12 protein-coding genes, 1 tRNA gene and 1 pseudogene are annotated in these 16269 nt (G+C 47.7%); 11 read left to right on the forward strand and 3 right to left on the reverse strand.

From position 1 onward, the window contains the following. Positions 1–215: 215 nt before the first annotated feature. Complete coding sequence (gene argF / locus P346_RS02030) at positions 216–1220, reverse strand: ornithine carbamoyltransferase (RefSeq protein WP_023299201.1); 1005 nt, start codon at positions 1218–1220, stop codon at positions 216–218. After that, on the reverse strand, positions 1190–1285 hold the full coding sequence (argL, locus tag P346_RS23620; protein ID WP_213328991.1) for a putative translational regulatory protein ArgL: 96 nt from the start codon (positions 1283–1285) through the stop codon (positions 1190–1192). Before argL ends, argF begins: the two co-directional genes overlap by 31 nt. A 99-nt stretch (positions 1286–1384) precedes the next feature. Between argL and rraB the strand changes: the two genes are divergently transcribed. The 8 genes from rraB (at position 1385) to P346_RS01990 (ending at position 11214) form a co-directional block, all read left to right on the forward strand. Continuing rightward, on the forward strand, positions 1385–1810 hold the full coding sequence (gene rraB / locus P346_RS02025; protein WP_029739283.1) for a ribonuclease E inhibitor RraB: 426 nt from the start codon (positions 1385–1387) through the stop codon (positions 1808–1810). Between the two features lie 46 nt (positions 1811–1856). Next, on the forward strand, positions 1857–2615 hold the full coding sequence (gene miaE, locus P346_RS02020) for a tRNA isopentenyl-2-thiomethyl-A-37 hydroxylase MiaE (protein WP_032639800.1): 759 nt from the start codon (positions 1857–1859) through the stop codon (positions 2613–2615). A 30-nt stretch (positions 2616–2645) separates the two neighbouring features. After that, the gene (locus P346_RS02015; RefSeq protein WP_032662492.1) at positions 2646–3368 is read left to right on the forward strand and encodes a hypothetical protein; all 723 of its coding nucleotides are present in this window, start codon (positions 2646–2648) and stop codon (positions 3366–3368) included. Between the two features lie 106 nt (positions 3369–3474). After that, a tRNA-Leu gene (locus tag P346_RS02010) sits at positions 3475–3559 on the forward strand. Positions 3560–3757: 198 nt separating this feature from the next. After that, on the forward strand, positions 3758–5020 hold the full coding sequence (locus tag P346_RS02005; RefSeq protein ID WP_032662493.1) for a tyrosine-type recombinase/integrase: 1263 nt from the start codon (positions 3758–3760) through the stop codon (positions 5018–5020). Positions 5021–5222: 202 nt separating this feature from the next. After that, positions 5223–7895, forward strand: coding sequence for a class I SAM-dependent DNA methyltransferase (locus tag P346_RS02000; RefSeq protein ID WP_032662495.1), 2673 nt, complete (start codon positions 5223–5225; stop codon positions 7893–7895). A 40-nt stretch (positions 7896–7935) separates the two neighbouring features. Next, complete coding sequence (locus tag P346_RS01995; protein ID WP_032662498.1) at positions 7936–9951, forward strand: DEAD/DEAH box helicase; 2016 nt, start codon at positions 7936–7938, stop codon at positions 9949–9951. 3 nt (positions 9952–9954) lie between these two features. Next, entirely contained in the window at positions 9955–11214 is a 1260-nt protein-coding gene (locus P346_RS01990) for a GIY-YIG nuclease family protein (protein ID WP_032662500.1), read from the forward strand. Positions 11215–11370: 156 nt separating this feature from the next. On the opposite strand, the pseudogene P346_RS23360 reads toward P346_RS01990, so the two are convergent. Next, positions 11371–11591: pseudogene (locus tag P346_RS23360) on the reverse strand (group II intron reverse transcriptase/maturase); the annotation flags it as partial. 350 nt (positions 11592–11941) lie between these two features. Between P346_RS23360 and P346_RS01985 the strand changes: the two are divergent. The 3 genes from P346_RS01985 to P346_RS22805 all read left to right on the forward strand — a co-directional run bounded on the left by P346_RS01985 (position 11942) and on the right by P346_RS22805 (position 16103). Continuing rightward, positions 11942–12505, forward strand: coding sequence for a recombinase family protein (locus P346_RS01985; protein WP_032662501.1), 564 nt, complete (start codon positions 11942–11944; stop codon positions 12503–12505). Positions 12506–12571: 66 nt separating this feature from the next. After that, positions 12572–13573, forward strand: coding sequence for an AAA family ATPase (locus P346_RS01980; RefSeq protein WP_032662502.1), 1002 nt, complete (start codon positions 12572–12574; stop codon positions 13571–13573). 16 nt (positions 13574–13589) lie between these two features. Continuing rightward, positions 13590–16103, forward strand: coding sequence for a S8 family peptidase (locus P346_RS22805; RefSeq protein WP_071996000.1), 2514 nt, complete (start codon positions 13590–13592; stop codon positions 16101–16103). The last annotated feature ends 166 nt before the right edge of the window (positions 16104–16269 follow it).

A 16269-nucleotide genomic window follows, 5' to 3' on the forward strand; every position in this document is an offset into this window, starting at 1 on the left:
CCGAATATTTACAATGGTTTGTAATTGATAACGATCTAATATTAACCATTATCTATCTAATTAATAATGGTTAATAAAATCATATATACATATTATGGTTGATGCTTATCTGAGGAAGCGTTAGTAAAATGATTTTTTCTGCGCGTAAACTGGAAATGATTATCTGCTGAAAAATAATTCAGCAGATAACCACCCTCTCAAAGTGGGAGAGAGGCTCACTCCCCAAGCGTCGCCACCATCACCGCCTTAATCGTATGCATCCGGTTTTCCGCCTGGTCGAACACGATGCTCGCCGCCGACTCAAACACCTCGTCCGTCACCTCCATCCCGCCGTGCAGATCGAACTCTTTCGCCATCTGCTTGCCGAGCGTGGTCTGGTCGTCGTGGAACGCGGGCAGACAATGCAGGAACTTCACGTTCGGGTTGCCGGTCAGCGCCATCATCTGCGCGTTCACCTGATACCCGCGCAGCAGCGCAATCCGCTCCGCCCACTTCTCTTTGGCTTCGCCCATCGACACCCAGACGTCGGTATAGATAAAGTCCGCGCCCTTCACGCCCGCCGCCACGTCTTCCGTCAGCGTGATCTTCCCGCCGTGCTTCTCCGCCAGCGCGCTGCACTCCGCCACCAGGCTCTCTTCCGGCCAGCAGGCTTTCGGGGCCACCAGACGCAGATCCAGCCCGGTCAGCGCCGCCGCTTCCAGCATCGAGTTGCCCATGTTGTTGCGCGCGTCGCCCGCGTAGACCAGCGTCATCTCGTTAAACGCCTTGCCAGGCAGGTGCTCCTGCATGGTCAGCAGGTCCGCCAGCAGCTGCGTCGGGTGGAACTCGTTGGTCAGCCCGTTCCACACCGGCACGCCCGCATACTGCGCCAGCGTTTCGACCACTTCCTGGCCGTGGCCGCGATACTGAATGCCGTCGTACATCCGCCCGAGAACCCGCGCGGTGTCCTTAATTGACTCTTTATGCCCAATCTGGCTGCCGCTCGGCCCTAAATAGGTGACGCGCGCGCCCTGGTCAAATGCGGCAACTTCGAAAGAGCAACGTGTACGGGTCGAGTCTTTTTCGAAGATGAGCGCGATATTTTTACCGGTAAGCTTCTGTACTTCCTTGCCATTTTTTTTATCGGCTTTGAGCTGTGCGGCAAGGGTCAGCAGAGAAGTGAACTGTGCAGGGGTAAAGTCGAGCAATTTCAGAAAGTGTTTCTTGTATAAATCGGACATTTTATCCTCGCATGGCGAACGCCACTTATTGAATTAAAATTCACTTTATATGTGTAATTATTCATTTGCAACCCCGTTTCACAATTCTTTCTTACAAAGGTGGAGGCAAACCCGTCCGTGTGTGAAAATAGAAGTATCTGCCGCACTTTAAAGAGGATTGAGCTATGGCAAACCCGGAACACCTGGAAGAGCAACGCGAAGAGACGCGTCTGATTATTGAAGAACTGCTGGAAGACGGTAGCGATCCGGACGCGCTGTACACCATCGAGCACCATTTCTCTGCGGATGATTTCGACGCGCTGGAAAAACTGGCCGTGGAAGCCTTCAAGCTGGGTTACGAAGTGACCGAGCCGGAAGAGCTGGAAGTGGAAGAGGGCGACACCGTCATCTGCTGCGACATCCTGAGCGAAGGCGCGCTGAAGGCGGAGCTTATCGACGCGCAGGTAGAACAGCTGATGAACCTGGCCGAGAAGTTTGAAGTGGAATACGACGGCTGGGGAACCTACTTCGAAGATCCGAACGGTGAAGACGGCGAAGAAGGCGACGACGAAGATTACGTCGACGAAGACGACGACGGCGTGCGTCACTAAGCGTTTCAGGCGGTGGCGCGCGCCACCGCTTTTTCAAGGCAGAGCCATGGATTACCCGCAGATACTCGCCCCCGTACTCAACTTCCTCCAGTGCCCGACCCCGCAAGCATGGATTGATAAAGCCCGCGACCCGGCGAACCTGCCGCTGCTGCTCACCGACCACATGGTGTGCGAGCTCAAGGCCGCCCAGACCGCGCTGCTGCTGGTGCGTAAATACGTCGCCGACGAAAGCGGTGCCGACGCGCTGCTCGACTGGCTCAAACCCTACGAACAGTTCACCTTCCGCGACGGCCCGGAGCCGGACTTCATCGCCCTGCACAGGCAGATTGGCAAAAGCGTGATGCCCAAAACCGACGACCCGTGGGGCCAGGCGCTCATCGACAGCATGGTGCTGCTGATTAAAGAGGAGCTGCACCACTTCTGGCAGGTGCGCGAGGCGATGCTGGCCCGCGACATTCCGTACGTCAAAATCACCGCCAGCCGCTACGCCAAAGGGATGCTGAAGGAAGTGCGCACCCACGAACCGCTGACGCTGATCGACAAGCTCATCTGCGGCGCCTACATCGAAGCCCGCTCCTGCGAACGCTTCGCCGCGCTGGCCCCGTTCCTCGACGACGACCTGCAGAAGTTCTATCTCTCGCTGCTGCGCTCGGAAGCGCGCCATTATCAGGACTACCTGACGCTGGCCCGGCAGGTGAGCGACGACGATATCTCACCGCGTATAAAGCTTTTTGGCGAAATTGAAGCCACACTTATCTCGACACCGGACCACGAGTTTCGCTTCCACAGCGGCGTGCCGGTGTAAACCGGCATAACTCAAGGATAAGGATGCGAGATGAATAAAACGTGGACCCGTACCGTGATGGTTGTTGTGGTGGCCGCCGCTGTGGCGTTCTGGGTGTTCTTCGACAGGCAGCGCGCTCCGGAACGGCAGATGGATTCCGCCCTTAACGCGATGCCCGCCTGGCAGGTGATTAAGGAGCAGGAGCCCGCGCTGCATCAGCGCATCCTCGACCAGATGGCCGCCCTGCAAAAAGCGGGCGAGCCGGAGCAGCAGATTATCGACACCATCCAGCCGCAGATCCTGCATCTGCAGATGTCGCGCCTGCAAAACGCCCCGGACGCCAACGTGGTGAACTACATGACCATCAACATGGAGCAGACCGCCGCCATCCAGAAGGTGAGCGACGACGCCTGCTTCCGCTTCCTCTACCCGACGGTGAAGGGCGGCGTGAACCCGATGCGCATGCTGGATAAAGACCTGATGGCGCGGCGCATGCAGGCCGACGCCGACATGATGCGCGCGGCCTACGGCAAAAACCGCCACACCGTGACCCCGGCTGAACGCGAGGCGGCCGTCGAGGATGTGCGGCCGATTATGAAGGAACTTGCCGATAAGTACGGCGAGGACATCCAGCTGCTGCAGATGCCGGAGAAGGCGGCGGGCAAAGAGAAGCTTTCCTGCGATATGGTGCAGGAAATGTGGGCGAAGGTGCTGGCGCTGCCGGAGCAGAAGGCGGCGGGTGTGATTCGCCTGGCGGTGTCTGAGCTGGAGTGACGAAGGGCGCTGGTTTTTTGGGCACTTAGCGCGGGTTTAGCGCGTCGTCGCTTGCATGGCGGCGCGCGACAGGTATAATCCACAACGTTTCCGCATCCCCTTCAGTGCCGAAGTGGCGAAATCGGTAGACGCAGTTGATTCAAAATCAACCGTAGAAATACGTGCCGGTTCGAGTCCGGCCTTCGGCACCATCGGAACATCAATAGACGTCAACGGACGTCTTTTTTTGTGCCTGAAATCCAGTATCTGCAAGGCTTTCCTCGCTTTTTCATTCAACCTAAGTCAACCTGATTCAATCTACATCAACTTACTGGTGCGGGTACAACTGCGGGTATATCCCGATTCGATAATGTTTGTACCCACACAGAACCCTTGAAAGGATACTCATCATGGCTCTGAGTGATGTGAAGGTTCGTTCGGCTAAGCCTGAAGCAAAAGCCTATAAACTAACTGACGGTGAAGGCATGGTTTTGCTGGTTCACCCTAACGGATCCAAATACTGGCGACTGCGTTATCGCTTTGGCGGTAAGGAGAAGATGCTGGCGCTGGGGAAATATCCTGAAGTGTCGCTGGCGGATGCCCGGGCACGCAGGGATGAGGCCCGTAAACTATTAGCTAACGGCGTCGATCCCAGTGAGAACAAGAAAGCCGTTAAGGTAGAGCAGGAGCAAGAGGCTATAACGTTTGAAGTGGTCGCCAGAGACTGGCATGCCAGCAATCAGAAGTGGTCTACATCGCACAGTGCCCGTGTTTTGAAAAGCCTTGAAGATAATCTCTTTGCTGCTATCGGTAAGCGGAACATTGCTGAGTTGAAGACACGGGATGTGCTTATACCCATCAAAGCTGTGGAGTCATCCGGGCGTCTTGAGGTCGCCGCCCGTTTACAGCAGCGTACTACTGCGATTATGCGCTTTGCTGTGCAGAGTGGATTAATCGACTACAACCCCGCCCAAGAGATTGCCGGTGCGGTTGCTACGGCGAAAAGACAGCATCGTGCTGCTCTGGAACTTAACCGTATTCCTGAATTACTTCACCGCATTGATCACTATTCTGGCAGGCCGTTAACTCGACTGGCTGTCGAACTGACGATGTTAGTTTTCATCCGTTCAAGCGAACTGCGCTTTGCCCGTTGGTCAGAAGTGGATTTTGAAACGGCCATGTGGACGATTCCAGGTGAGCGTGAACCACTGGAAGGTGTTAAACATTCTCAGCGTGGTTCAAAGATGCGAACACCTCATCTCGTTCCCTTGTCGCGCCAGGCGCTGGCCATTCTGGAAAAGATCAGAAGTATGAGTGGGAATCGAGAGCTGATTTTTGTGGGCGATCACGATCCGCGTAAGCCTATGAGTGAGAATACGGTGAACAAGGCGCTACGCGTAATGGGGTATGACACGAAAACGGAAGTTTGTGGACATGGCTTCAGGACCATGGCGTGTAGTTCTTTGATTGAATCGGGATTGTGGTCGAGGGATGCGGTGGAGCGGCAGATGAGTCACCAGGAACGTAACTCTGTGCGTGCGGCCTACATTCACAAGGCAGAGCATCTGGGGGAGCGCAGATTGATGCTGCAGTGGTGGGCTGATTATCTTGATGCTAATCGGGGGAAGGGGGTGAGCCCGTTTGATTTTGGGAAACTAGAGGCTACACGGTAGTACCGGCTGTCTTGGGATAAATTTCCACTGAGGATTAAGTACTATGAGCAAAGCCTGCCGCCTTGCGGTGGCAGGCATAGGGCTAAAGTTATTTATTTTTTTGATACACCCCAAGTAACGCATTGGAACTACTTGATAAAATTTTCTTCGGTTAGAATGAGTGCATCATCCTCTACGGGTACTGTATTTTTTAGGAAAAATAATGGCTGTTAATCAGGCGAAAATTTTTGAGCATCTCGAGCAACTAGTTGAAAATAATGATAAAGATGAATTTATATACGGCTTTTTAACTGCTTTTGAGTTCCCTAAATCTACCCTGAGTCAGATTCGGCAAGGTGGGGCGCGTAATGTTGCGAAAGAGCCAGGACACGTTGCATTAAAAAATAAACTCTACTACCAGCCAGTAGCGGATAATGATGATCTTGAATCTGCTTTTGACCAACGTATTGCCGATGCGGCGGTTGCAAAAAATAAGATCCGCTTTGTTCTAATAACAAATTTTGTTCGTTTTTTAGCCTGGGACACACTGACACAGGAACGTCTTGATATTGAGTTTGAAGAGTTACCACGTAACTACGGTTTTTTCTTACCGCTGGTAGGGTTGGAAAAGGCTATTCTCAATAGTGAAAACCCGGCCGATGTGAAAGCCGCTGAGAAGATGGGAAAGCTGTTTGATCTTATCAAGGAGCTTAATGATTTAAGCAAAGCAGAAGATATTCACGCGCTTAATGTTTTCCTGACTCGTTTGTTGTTTTGCTTTTTTGCCGAAGACACGGGCATCTTTGAAAAAGGTCAGTTTACTTCCGCAGTTAAGAGCTACACCGCCGAAGATGGCAGTGATTTAGATCAGTTTCTGACAGACCTGTTTGCCGTGATGAACAGCAAACCGAATAGCAAATTACGCCTGTCACTTCCGATTCATTTAGCCGCATTCCCTTATGTTAATGGTGGTTTATTCGCCAGTGATGAGCCTGTTCCAGAGTTGGGGTTGAAGGGCAGACGTATCTTACTTGAATGCAGTGCAATGGACTGGAGTGAGATTAACCCTGACATTTTCGGCAGCATGTTCCAAGCTGTGATTGATGTGGAGCAGCGTAGCCGCTTAGGACAGCATTACACTTCATACAGCAATATCATGAAGGTTATACAACCATTATTTCTGGAGCCATTACGTTCAGAGCTTGAAAAACAACGCACAAACACGAATGGTCTCAAACGGTTGCTTCTCCGTCTGGGGAAAATGAAAGTTTTTGATCCTGCGTGTGGTTCAGGGAACTTCTTGATTGTCGCCTATAAAGAACTGCGTCTTTTGGAGATGGATGTTATTCAAGCACTTTTAGAAAGTGATCCGCAATCGATCTTTATGAGTAGTATCCATCTTGATCAGTTCTATGGTATTGAAATTGATGATTTTGCCTGTGAGATAGCACGTCTATCTCTCTGGCTTGCGGAGCATCAGTTAAATAAACAATGGGAAGAACACATTGGTTCAGCACCACCAGCATTACCGTTGCGTTCATCAGGTAAAATTTGGAGCGGTAACAGTCTGCAAAAAGACTGGCAGGAAGTATGTCCAAAAAAGGTTGATGATGAAGTTTATGTGATTGGTAATCCTCCCTTTTTAGGGACGGTTGGTCGTTCGGAGCTACAGCGTTCTGATATGCAGAAAGTGTTTAGCAACTTCAAAACAATAGGTGGTTTGGATTTTGTTGCATGTTGGTTCTGGAAGGGTGCGCAATATATCCAAAATAGCCACGCTGAACTAGCTTTAGTGGCCACTAATTCTCTTTGTCAAGGGGAGCAAGTTGCAACTCTATGGCCACCGATTTTCGCGCTAGGGTTACATATTCATATTGCGTATCAGACATTTACTTGGGCGAACAATGCACGTGATAAGGCCGCAGTGCACGTAGTTGTTATTGGTTTATCAGGAAAAAGTAAAACGCGCCAACTTTACCAATTAGTGGATGCTAATTGGCACAGTAAACTGGTCGGTAATATAAGCCCTTATCTGGTTGAAGGAAGCAATATCGTTGTGGAGCCGAAATCCAAACCAATAATAAAAGATGTTCCTCAATTATTATTTGGAAATAAACCTACTGACGGTGGTCATTTGCTGATGAATAGTCACGAACGGGATAAGCTTCTTGAAGTGGAGCCACAAGCTGCCCGCTGGATAAAGAAGGTTCTGGGAGCTGATGAATTTCTAAATGCGAAAGAGCGTTGGTGCTTATGGCTAGCAGACATAACGGATGCTGAGCTTAGAGCTATGCCGCACGTTTTCAACCGGGTTCAAAAGGTGGCTGAAGCTCGACGGAAAAGCCCTGATAAAGGAGCTCAAAAAATGGCTGAGCGTCCTCATCAATTCAGGGATTTAAACAATCCTGATGATTATATATTGATTCCAAGTGTTTCATCGGAGAGAAGAACATATATACCTATAGGTTTTTATGATGCAAATGTGATTTCAACTAATGCAAACTACATTATTCCTAATGGTACATTGTACGAATTTTCCATCCTCACCTCTTTAATACACAACGACTGGATGCGGTTAGTCGCCGGGCGTCTAAAAAGTGACTACCGCTACTCAGCGAAAGTGGTTTACAACTCGTTCCCATGGCCTGACGTGACTGATGCGCAGCGTAAATCTCTTATCGATCTAGCCAAATCGGTGTTACTAATACGTGAGAATTATCCAGAAAGCACTCTGGCTGAGTTATATGATCCGCTTAAAATGCCAGCTGACCTTTTAGAAGCCCATCAGGCACTGGATAAGTTCGTTGATCGTCTCTATCGTGACAAACCATTCAAGGACGCCACTGAGCGTTTAAGCTGCTTGCTACAGCGTTATGAATCATTGACTAAAGCATAAGCTTTCGCTCTGCCAGCCAGGGCATACAGAGGATTGCATTGTGGAAAATATTTTACAGGTGACTTACGGCCAGACTGGGCAAAGTGCGCGTCTTAATGATTTTGGTATGCGGGAAATGCAGGCACGAGCCTTTGAACAGCGCAACAACCCTTATCTACTTATCAAAGCTCCGCCAGCGTCTGGTAAATCGAGAGCATTAATGTTCCTTGCCCTGGATAAGCTTGTTAACCAGGGTTTACGCAAAGCTATTGTCGCTGTCCCTGAAATGTCCATCGGTGGTTCGTTCAAAGATACTGCGCTCACGGAGCATGGTTTCTTTGCTGACTGGAAAGTGAAACCTGAAAATAATCTGTGCATTGGCGGTGGAGAGGCTGGGAAGGTTGAAGCTTTTAAACGATTTATGGCGAGCCCTGACGACATTCTGGTCTGTACTCATGCTACTCTGCGTTTTGCTTTCGATAAGCTGAATGTTGAATCGTTTAATGATTGCCTAGTTGCAGTTGATGAGTTCCATCATGTCTCCGCGGATGAAAACAACCGTTTGGGTAATTTGATTGATGCTCTGATGAAAGGTTCTAATGCACATATTGTTGCAATGACGGGTTCTTACTTCCGAGGGGATACCGTACCCATTTTGCAACCCGAAGATGAAGCTCAGTTCACGAAAGTGACCTATACCTACTACGAACAGCTCAATGGATACCATTATTTAAAATCTTTAGGCATTGGCTACCATTTTTATCAGGGTTCATACATCAAGGCACTACCTTCAGTGCTGGATGCTAGCAAAAAAACCATCATCCATATTCCCAATGTTAATTCCGGCGAATCAACAAAAGATAAACATGCTGAGGTTGATGCCATCCTGGATGCGCTGGGTGAGGTGAAGCTGCAAGAGCCAGATACCGGTATCTATCGAGTGAAACGCAAAAGCGATGGCAAGTTATTACGTGTAGCGAATCTGGTTGATGATAACCCGGCAGAAAGACCGAAAGTACAGGCGTATCTGCGTAATATCCACTCTGCCGACGATATGGATATCATTATTGCGTTAGGTATGGCGAAAGAGGGGTTTGACTGGCCTTTCTGTGAGCATGTGCTGACCATTGGTTATCGCAGCTCGATGACAGAGATTGTGCAAATAATTGGGCGTGCGACACGCGATTGTGAAGGCAAAACTCACGCACAGTTTACTAATCTTATTGCTCAGCCTGATGCTCAAGATGATGACGTTAAAGTATCAGTAAACAACATGCTTAAAGCCATCACCACCTCGTTGTTGATGGAGCAGATCATGGCTCCAAATATTCAATTTAAACCACGATCTCAATGGACTGGCGAGCCGTTACCTGCCAATACTGTTCTGGTTGATGATCATGCATTACCGGTATCAGACAAGGTTCTAACAATCCTTAACGGCGGTAAAAACGAGATCCTGGCGGCACTAATGGCGAATGAGCAGGTGGTTAAAGAGGCTATTACCGAGTCAACACCGCCTGAGGTAATTACTCAGGTAGTGTTACCATCGGTGATACAAACGCTTCACCCTGACCTGACTGAATACGAACTAGAACAGGTTCGCAGCGGTATTTTGCAGAGTCTTTTTGTTGGCCAATGTGGTGGGTTAGTTGATGAAGCCGATTTGCCGTCGGATGCCATCATTGATAACGGCCAAGGTCAGCGTTCCGGCAATTCGAATGATTCATTAAACGTAAACAATCAGTTTATAAAAATGGGTGATAAATTCATCAATATTGAAAACTTAAATATTGACTTAATTGATGCGGTAAATCCTTTCCACGGTGCTTATGAGATTCTATCAAAATCAGTCACCGCGACGATGCTAAAAACTATTCAGGAAGCAGTCAGAGCGAATCAGGCGCAGGTATCTGAGGAAGAAGCTGTGATGCTCTGGCCAAGAATTAAAGCGTTTGCCAGTGAACATAAAAGGGAGCCATCGCTGAATGCCAGTGACGCAATAGAGGTTCGTTATGCAGAAGCGTTAGCTTACATCCGAAAAATGAAACAACAGCGTATTGTGCGACAGGAACCGTAACTTATGCTCAGACTTTCACCTCTTCAAGTTCGTCAAAAAGTGACAATTGATGACATTTTTTCTGAACCAGACGATCTTGGTTTACTCGTAGTCGAACCACTAAAAATATATTCCTCAACGGGTAATCTGCCTGTAAGCAGATTAGAAGAGATTAATGCATTTTATGTGGTTCATGGGCGTCCACCTCTACCCGATTCGGAGGAATTTAAGGAAACGTTGCTAGCACAACGTTTGAGGGCTCTCAAGGATAACAAGCAGTATCGCGAGATGTTGCAGCCATTTGATATTCATGGCTTACTCGCAGGTGAAAATAACGAGAATACCCTCGAATCATCTGTATCATTCTCTGTTCCTCCCGTCGAGGTTGATAGGTCGGAGTTGGTTACCTCTCTGGACGATATCTTTGCTGATGATGATGATGGATTGCTCTCGTTTTCTGAGCCCGATATTTTCACGTTAAAACATGTTCCTATTGAAAAGAAAGTTCAGCCGGACGAAATTGCCAAACGACAGCCGTGCCCAGACTTTTATCGATTTTCCCCACTGTTTGAGACAGTACAAAATGGTCTGAAAACGGGAGCGTTTTCATTTGTTCGCTTCCGCCATGAGTTAAAAATTCATGAAGGTGATTTTTTTATCCTCAATGGGGTTATGGGCTATGTAGATAAAGTTGGTGAGCGATTGGAGGAATATGGACCTTGGAATGCCCGTTTGCATTTGGTGTTTGAAAACGGAACTGAGATGAATATGCTTTTCCTCTCGCTTACGCATGGTCTGGTACGAGATACAGAAGGTCGTAAAGTTGTTTTGAATGGACAGTCAATACGTCCTGATGAAGCTCCGGTTCCGACAGGATATGTCTATGTCCTCGCCACGCATAGCGACCAGCCAGCTCTTCAACGTTTTAAACCTGATTTGTATAAAATTGGCTTTACTGAAGGAACTATCGAAGAGCGCATCAAACACGCTGAAAAAGATAAAACATTCCTCGAAGCACCTGTTCGTATAGTCATGACTACGCAATGCTTCAATATCAACACTCACAAATTTGAAACGCTTATTCACGGTTTTTTAGGTAAGCAACGGCTCAATATCACATTACGGGGTTTAGATGGACAAACTTATCATCCCCGCGAATGGTTTCATGCGCCTTTAGCGACTGTGCTCTCTGTGATCAAGTACATTCTTGACGGTACAATTTCGCAATATCGAATGGACAATACGACAGGGAAGATTGTGGCGAAGAGAGATACTGGTCATTAATGATGTGGACTGTCACTATAACCGTATACATTTCCTGTCCTCACGACGTGGCCTGTTCAAAGGCATCTGGGTTGACGTCATCGAGATGACTGTGACGCTGGGCCCATTTGTACAACACTTCAATATAATCGAAGATATCTGCCCGGGCCAGATCCCCCGCATGTCACCATAGCGAATACGTTTACGGATGATTCGATGCCCCAGAAAGTTAAAGCCGTCATTAGCATGGGTGATTCTGGTCTTATCCATGTACAGCCTGAGTTTCAGGCTGTATTCGAGTACGCTACGACCTCCTCCCTGATGGTCTCCGCCTATGATTTAGTACCTTTGACGATGATGATGAAATCATCGGAATAGCGGCAATACGCCACCGCGGGTTAACATTCTCAACTAACCCTCCCTGGTTAACTTGTCTGGACTCAAGCATGTTGAGGAGGTCGCCCGTCATAATCTTTATCCTTGCTTGCCGCAAGTTGGCAGGGAGCAGCAGTTCGAACTGTGAAAAAAACTGCTGTCCCGATATTCAGCTTGAGTACAGAACGAAGCATTCCAGTCATTCCACCCTACATCATTCATTCAGCTCAGGTGTACTGCGTAAATTAAGCCGTGTTGAATCAACTCCACTCCCACCAACCTAGTTAACTTGTCAAAAACACCAAACCGGATAGATTTCTCTTCTTTTTTTTGTTAATTTAATTGTAAATAAATCAATGTTAATTTATTGTTCATGAATCAAAAAATCGGCTATCTGAGAACGTTAGCGGGGAAATTTAATACGGAAAATCAGCGCGAAAACCTGAAATCCGTAGGCTGTAATTTGATCGTCGAAGATAAAGAAAACGAACCTCAACCCATCAGTTTATGCCTGGATCTTCTTAAGCCCGGAGATGTGCTGATTGTAACCAGCCTTGAAATGTTGGGACGTAACCTTGTCGATGTACTTAAGGCCATAACTTCGATCACCGAGCGGGATGCATCCCTGATTAGTCTCAGTGAAAGCCTTGACTCATCTAGTGAATCAGGGGAACCGCTGGTCAGAATGTGCCATTTACTTATGGGGTGTCAGCAAGCCTTCGTTCGAGAAAAAAACCAGAAAGGACTTACGGCCAGCAGGGCAAGAGGTCGCCTTGGTGGGCGAAAAAAGAAATTGAGTCAGAAAGATATCATTCAAATCAAAGAATTATTAAGCCGCCCTGAAAGTAGTGTGAGTGATGTTGCAAAAAAGTACGGCGTTTCCAGAACGACGATCTACAAATATGTTGGGGTTATCGTTCCAGAACATGCGCTTTAGACCACATTTCATCGTGCATTTAAGAACTAATATTTATACTATCAACGCACCAAAGGAGAGTTGATAATGGCAACTGCAGAACAGTTTAAAGCGCTTTTAAAGAGCCACGCTGAAGGTGATGAAGCGCGCTTTTACTCTATTGCTCTCCAGGTAGCAGCTAAAGAAGCACGTCAGGGTCACAGTAAACTCGCCAATGACATTAAGCAAATCGTTGAAAAATCACAAAAAAACGATGAAAAAACGAGTCATTTGACGACAGCAAAAACACTTCAATTTGTTCATCAGCCAAAAAGCGAACTTCAGGGCTTGCTGGAACTGACGCCCAGCGATGTGCATGTTGAGGAGCTGGTGTTATCTTCTGATGTCAAAGAGCGACTGGAGAAAGTCGTTACTGAGCAACGACAATCAGATAAGTTAAAACGCTTCGGATTAGTGCCACGGCGTAAACTCCTCTTTACCGGACCACCCGGAACAGGTAAAACAATGTCAGCTCTCATGCTGGCTACTGAACTTCGTTTGCCGCTTTATACCATAGTCCTGGATAGCCTTATTACACGTTATATGGGAGAAACTGCGGCAAAATTACGTCTTATCTTTGATCATATAAGACAGACCCGGGCGGTCTATCTGTTCGATGAATTTGACGCGATTGGCACACAACGTGGTGCATCAAATGATGTGGGCGAAATCAGAAGGGTATTGAATTCCTTTCTGATATTTGTAGAGCAGGATTATTCAGAAAGCGTAATCGTTGCAGCAACAAACCACCCGGAACTACTTGACCAGGCTCTTTATCGCCGTTTCGACGATATTATCCAGTTCGAGAGGCCACAAGAAGCACAGATTGTCATGTTGATGAAAAATCGACTTTCCTTGTTCGATATTAACCATCTTAACTGGGAAGCAATCACAACGGAGGCTCTGGGCCTGAGTTCTGCCGAAATTACGCGTTCCTGTGATGATGCTGCAAAAGATGCCGTTATATATTTTGACGGAAAACTTGAAACGTCGGTGATCGTCAAAGCCCTCGCCAGAAGACATAAAGGGGGTGGCGCAAACCGGGAATAACATAGCAGAGGACATAATGGCAAATGACAGGATGCATTTGAATGTCAGGCAGTTTGTTACGAGTGAAAGATTTAGGTCAAGAAATACAGCAAGAAGTACTCAAGTCGCTCCCCGGGACAGACAGACTCATGGCGAAGGACTGAGGCTGCAATACCAGGGTATATTAGACCGGTATGATGGTATAGCTGCCAATCGGGAAATACCTGTAACAGATGAAATTGGTATTTATATTGAGGTCATTGGTCAGGAACGCATCAAGCTTCCCCTGGAAAAGCTGGATAATACTGATTTCAAACTTTGCCTTCTTAAGACAGAGGGGAACCGTGAAGTCGCAACCCTGTTTATCCCCGAAGCCAGGCGCGGGGCCTTTCTACGAAAAGTAAATCAGTATTTGGACCCTGACAAAGACCGCTATAAAGAAAGTGAAGATACATATTACCCTGCAAATCATGCTTTGATTGCCAGTATTGCTGAAGTAAGGTTTGCACGGATTCGTTCTTTCTGGACCGATGAACCTGGCCTTTTCCCTGATGATCCTCAGAGACAGGTTTGGTGGGAGCTTTGGCTCAAGAAGGAGCGAAACAGCGATCCTCTTCTGATTGGCAGACAGTTAGCAGAAAGACTTGATGCTGAGCTGGGAAGCTCTTCTCTAAATTTCTTTAAATCTGTTGTTCTATTAATCAAATGTTCCCTTAACCAGCTTGAACGTGCCCCTGAACTGATAGCGAATCTCGAAGAGCTCAGGAGAGCAAAAGATACCCCGTTCCCTATTGTCAACTCTTCCCCTTTCGATCAAGCTCAGTGGGTCGATGATATTTCCCAACGTTTCGTGCCTAATACCGATGCTAATTGCGCGGTTACAATACTTGATACTGGGATCAATTATCATCATCGGCTTCTGCAGTATGTCACCGCTGGCAGCTACTCAGAATGCTGGTACCCTGAGTGGCCGCATTACTCTATTCAAGGCGGCATTGAAGTCCAGCATGGTTCTATGCAGGCAGGTCTGATTGCCTTTGGCAATCTGCTTGATGTCAGCCAGAGTCGCTCATCTGTACATACGCCATTCGTTATAGAATCAGGGAGAATCATCCCTCCTACAGGAGTAAATCCTCCTGAGCTCTACGGCGATATTACTGTGAGCACAGCTTACAAACATGAAACTGAACGGCCAGAGTATAACCGGGTTTTTAGCCTAGCGATTACTTCACCTGAAAGTTCTGTCAGCGGGATGCCATCTTCCTGGTCTGCAGAAATCGATCGTTTTACATGTGGTGTTGACGAAGATATCAGTAGGTTATTCGTTATCTCCGCAGGTAACAACCGTGATGTTAGACATGACTCAGATTACTGGGATCAGGTTGTCCTTTCGCCAATCGAAGATCCTGCGCAATCCTGGAATGCGCTTACCGTTGGTGCTTATACAGAGTTGTCTACAATTGATGACCCAGCTTTTGATGGCTGGACAGCATTTGCAATGCCTGGAGATGTTTCTCCATCAAGCCGATCTTCTGTGAACTGGTCATGGCGAAAACAGGCTCCTCATAAACCTGATGTCGTTGCCGAGGGTGGAAATCATGTTATTTCTCCCGACAGGACTGCGGTTGATAACTGCTCTGATGTATCTTTGCTTACAACATCGGGTAAAACGGCAGGTTCTGCTTTTGAAAGTCATGGGGACACAAGTTCTGCATGTGCGCTGATAACCAGAGATGCAGCTCTTCTGCGCACACAATACCCGGAGCTATGGCCTGAGACTATCCGAGGCTTGATTGTTCATTCAGCAGAATGGACACCCCGGATGATGATGCGTTTTGGACAGCTATGCAGTCAGCATTCTCCGGGTGTGGCAAAAGATTGCCTTCTGCGTACTGTAGGCCACGGTGTTCCTGATATTAATCGGGCAAGATACAGCGCTGATCACGCTCTGACATTGATAGCTGAAAGCGAGCTACAGCCGTTCATCAAAGAAAGCAATGCGGCTGCATCGGCTGATCCAAAAAACAACATGATGAATCTGCATCAATTGCCATGGCCTGTAGCTGCTTTACAATTACTTTCACCGGAAACTCCGGTGAAAATGCGAGTTACGCTTTCATACTTCATCGAACCTAATCCAGGCCGTCGTGGGTATCGGTCAAGATACAGCTACCAATCTCATGGGCTGCGATTTACGACCATACGTCCAGGGCAGACCTTGGAAAACTTTCGATCTATGGTTAATGGATTAGCGATAACAGACGATTATACTGGTCCGGAGGGTGATAATGAGGGATGGTTCCTTGGCCCACAATTAAGAACAAGAGGCTCAGTGCACTCAGACCGGTGGAATGGTTCGGTAGCTGAACTTCTCGACATGCATACCATTGCTGTATTCCCGGTAAGTGGGTGGTGGAAGTATCGCTCAGGTGAAGATCGCTGGCAAAATACCGTAAAGTACTCATTGTTGATTAGCATTGAAGTACCAGACGAGTCTGTAAATATCTATACTGAAGTTGAGAATATAGTCGATATCTCTGTCTCTATTTAAAGTTATTCAAGACTGCGGATAAATCCGCAGTCTTGAATATGAATCGCCACAGGTTTAACAGACACCTCAGAGTCATTTAAGATGACTTAAAGAGAGGTGCATATGAGCAGTAAGCGTTATCCTGAAGAGTTTAGAATTGAAGCCGTCAAGCAGGTTGTTGATCGTG

Origin of the sequence: Enterobacter sp. DC1 (assembly GCF_000568075.1) — a bacterium.
Lineage (GTDB): Bacteria > Pseudomonadota > Gammaproteobacteria > Enterobacterales > Enterobacteriaceae > Enterobacter > Enterobacter asburiae.

Excerpts from the sequence above, each read along its gene's own strand:
- argF (WP_023299201.1), bottom strand. The coding sequence starts at position 1,220 with ATGTCCGATTTATACAAGAAACACTTTCTGAAATTGCTCGACTTTACC.
- argL (WP_213328991.1), bottom strand. The coding sequence starts at position 1,285 with ATGAATAATTACACATATAAAGTGAATTTTAATTCAATAAGTGGCGTT.
- rraB (WP_029739283.1), top strand. The coding sequence starts at position 1,385 with ATGGCAAACCCGGAACACCTGGAAGAGCAACGCGAAGAGACGCGTCTG.
- miaE (WP_032639800.1), top strand. The coding sequence starts at position 1,857 with ATGGATTACCCGCAGATACTCGCCCCCGTACTCAACTTCCTCCAGTGC.
- P346_RS02015 (WP_032662492.1), top strand. The coding sequence starts at position 2,646 with ATGAATAAAACGTGGACCCGTACCGTGATGGTTGTTGTGGTGGCCGCC.
- P346_RS02005 (WP_032662493.1), top strand. The coding sequence starts at position 3,758 with ATGGCTCTGAGTGATGTGAAGGTTCGTTCGGCTAAGCCTGAAGCAAAA.
- P346_RS02000 (WP_032662495.1), top strand. The coding sequence starts at position 5,223 with ATGGCTGTTAATCAGGCGAAAATTTTTGAGCATCTCGAGCAACTAGTT.
- P346_RS01990 (WP_032662500.1), top strand. The coding sequence starts at position 9,955 with ATGCTCAGACTTTCACCTCTTCAAGTTCGTCAAAAAGTGACAATTGAT.
- P346_RS01985 (WP_032662501.1), top strand. The coding sequence starts at position 11,942 with ATGAATCAAAAAATCGGCTATCTGAGAACGTTAGCGGGGAAATTTAAT.
- P346_RS01980 (WP_032662502.1), top strand. The coding sequence starts at position 12,572 with ATGGCAACTGCAGAACAGTTTAAAGCGCTTTTAAAGAGCCACGCTGAA.
- P346_RS22805 (WP_071996000.1), top strand. The coding sequence starts at position 13,590 with ATGGCAAATGACAGGATGCATTTGAATGTCAGGCAGTTTGTTACGAGT.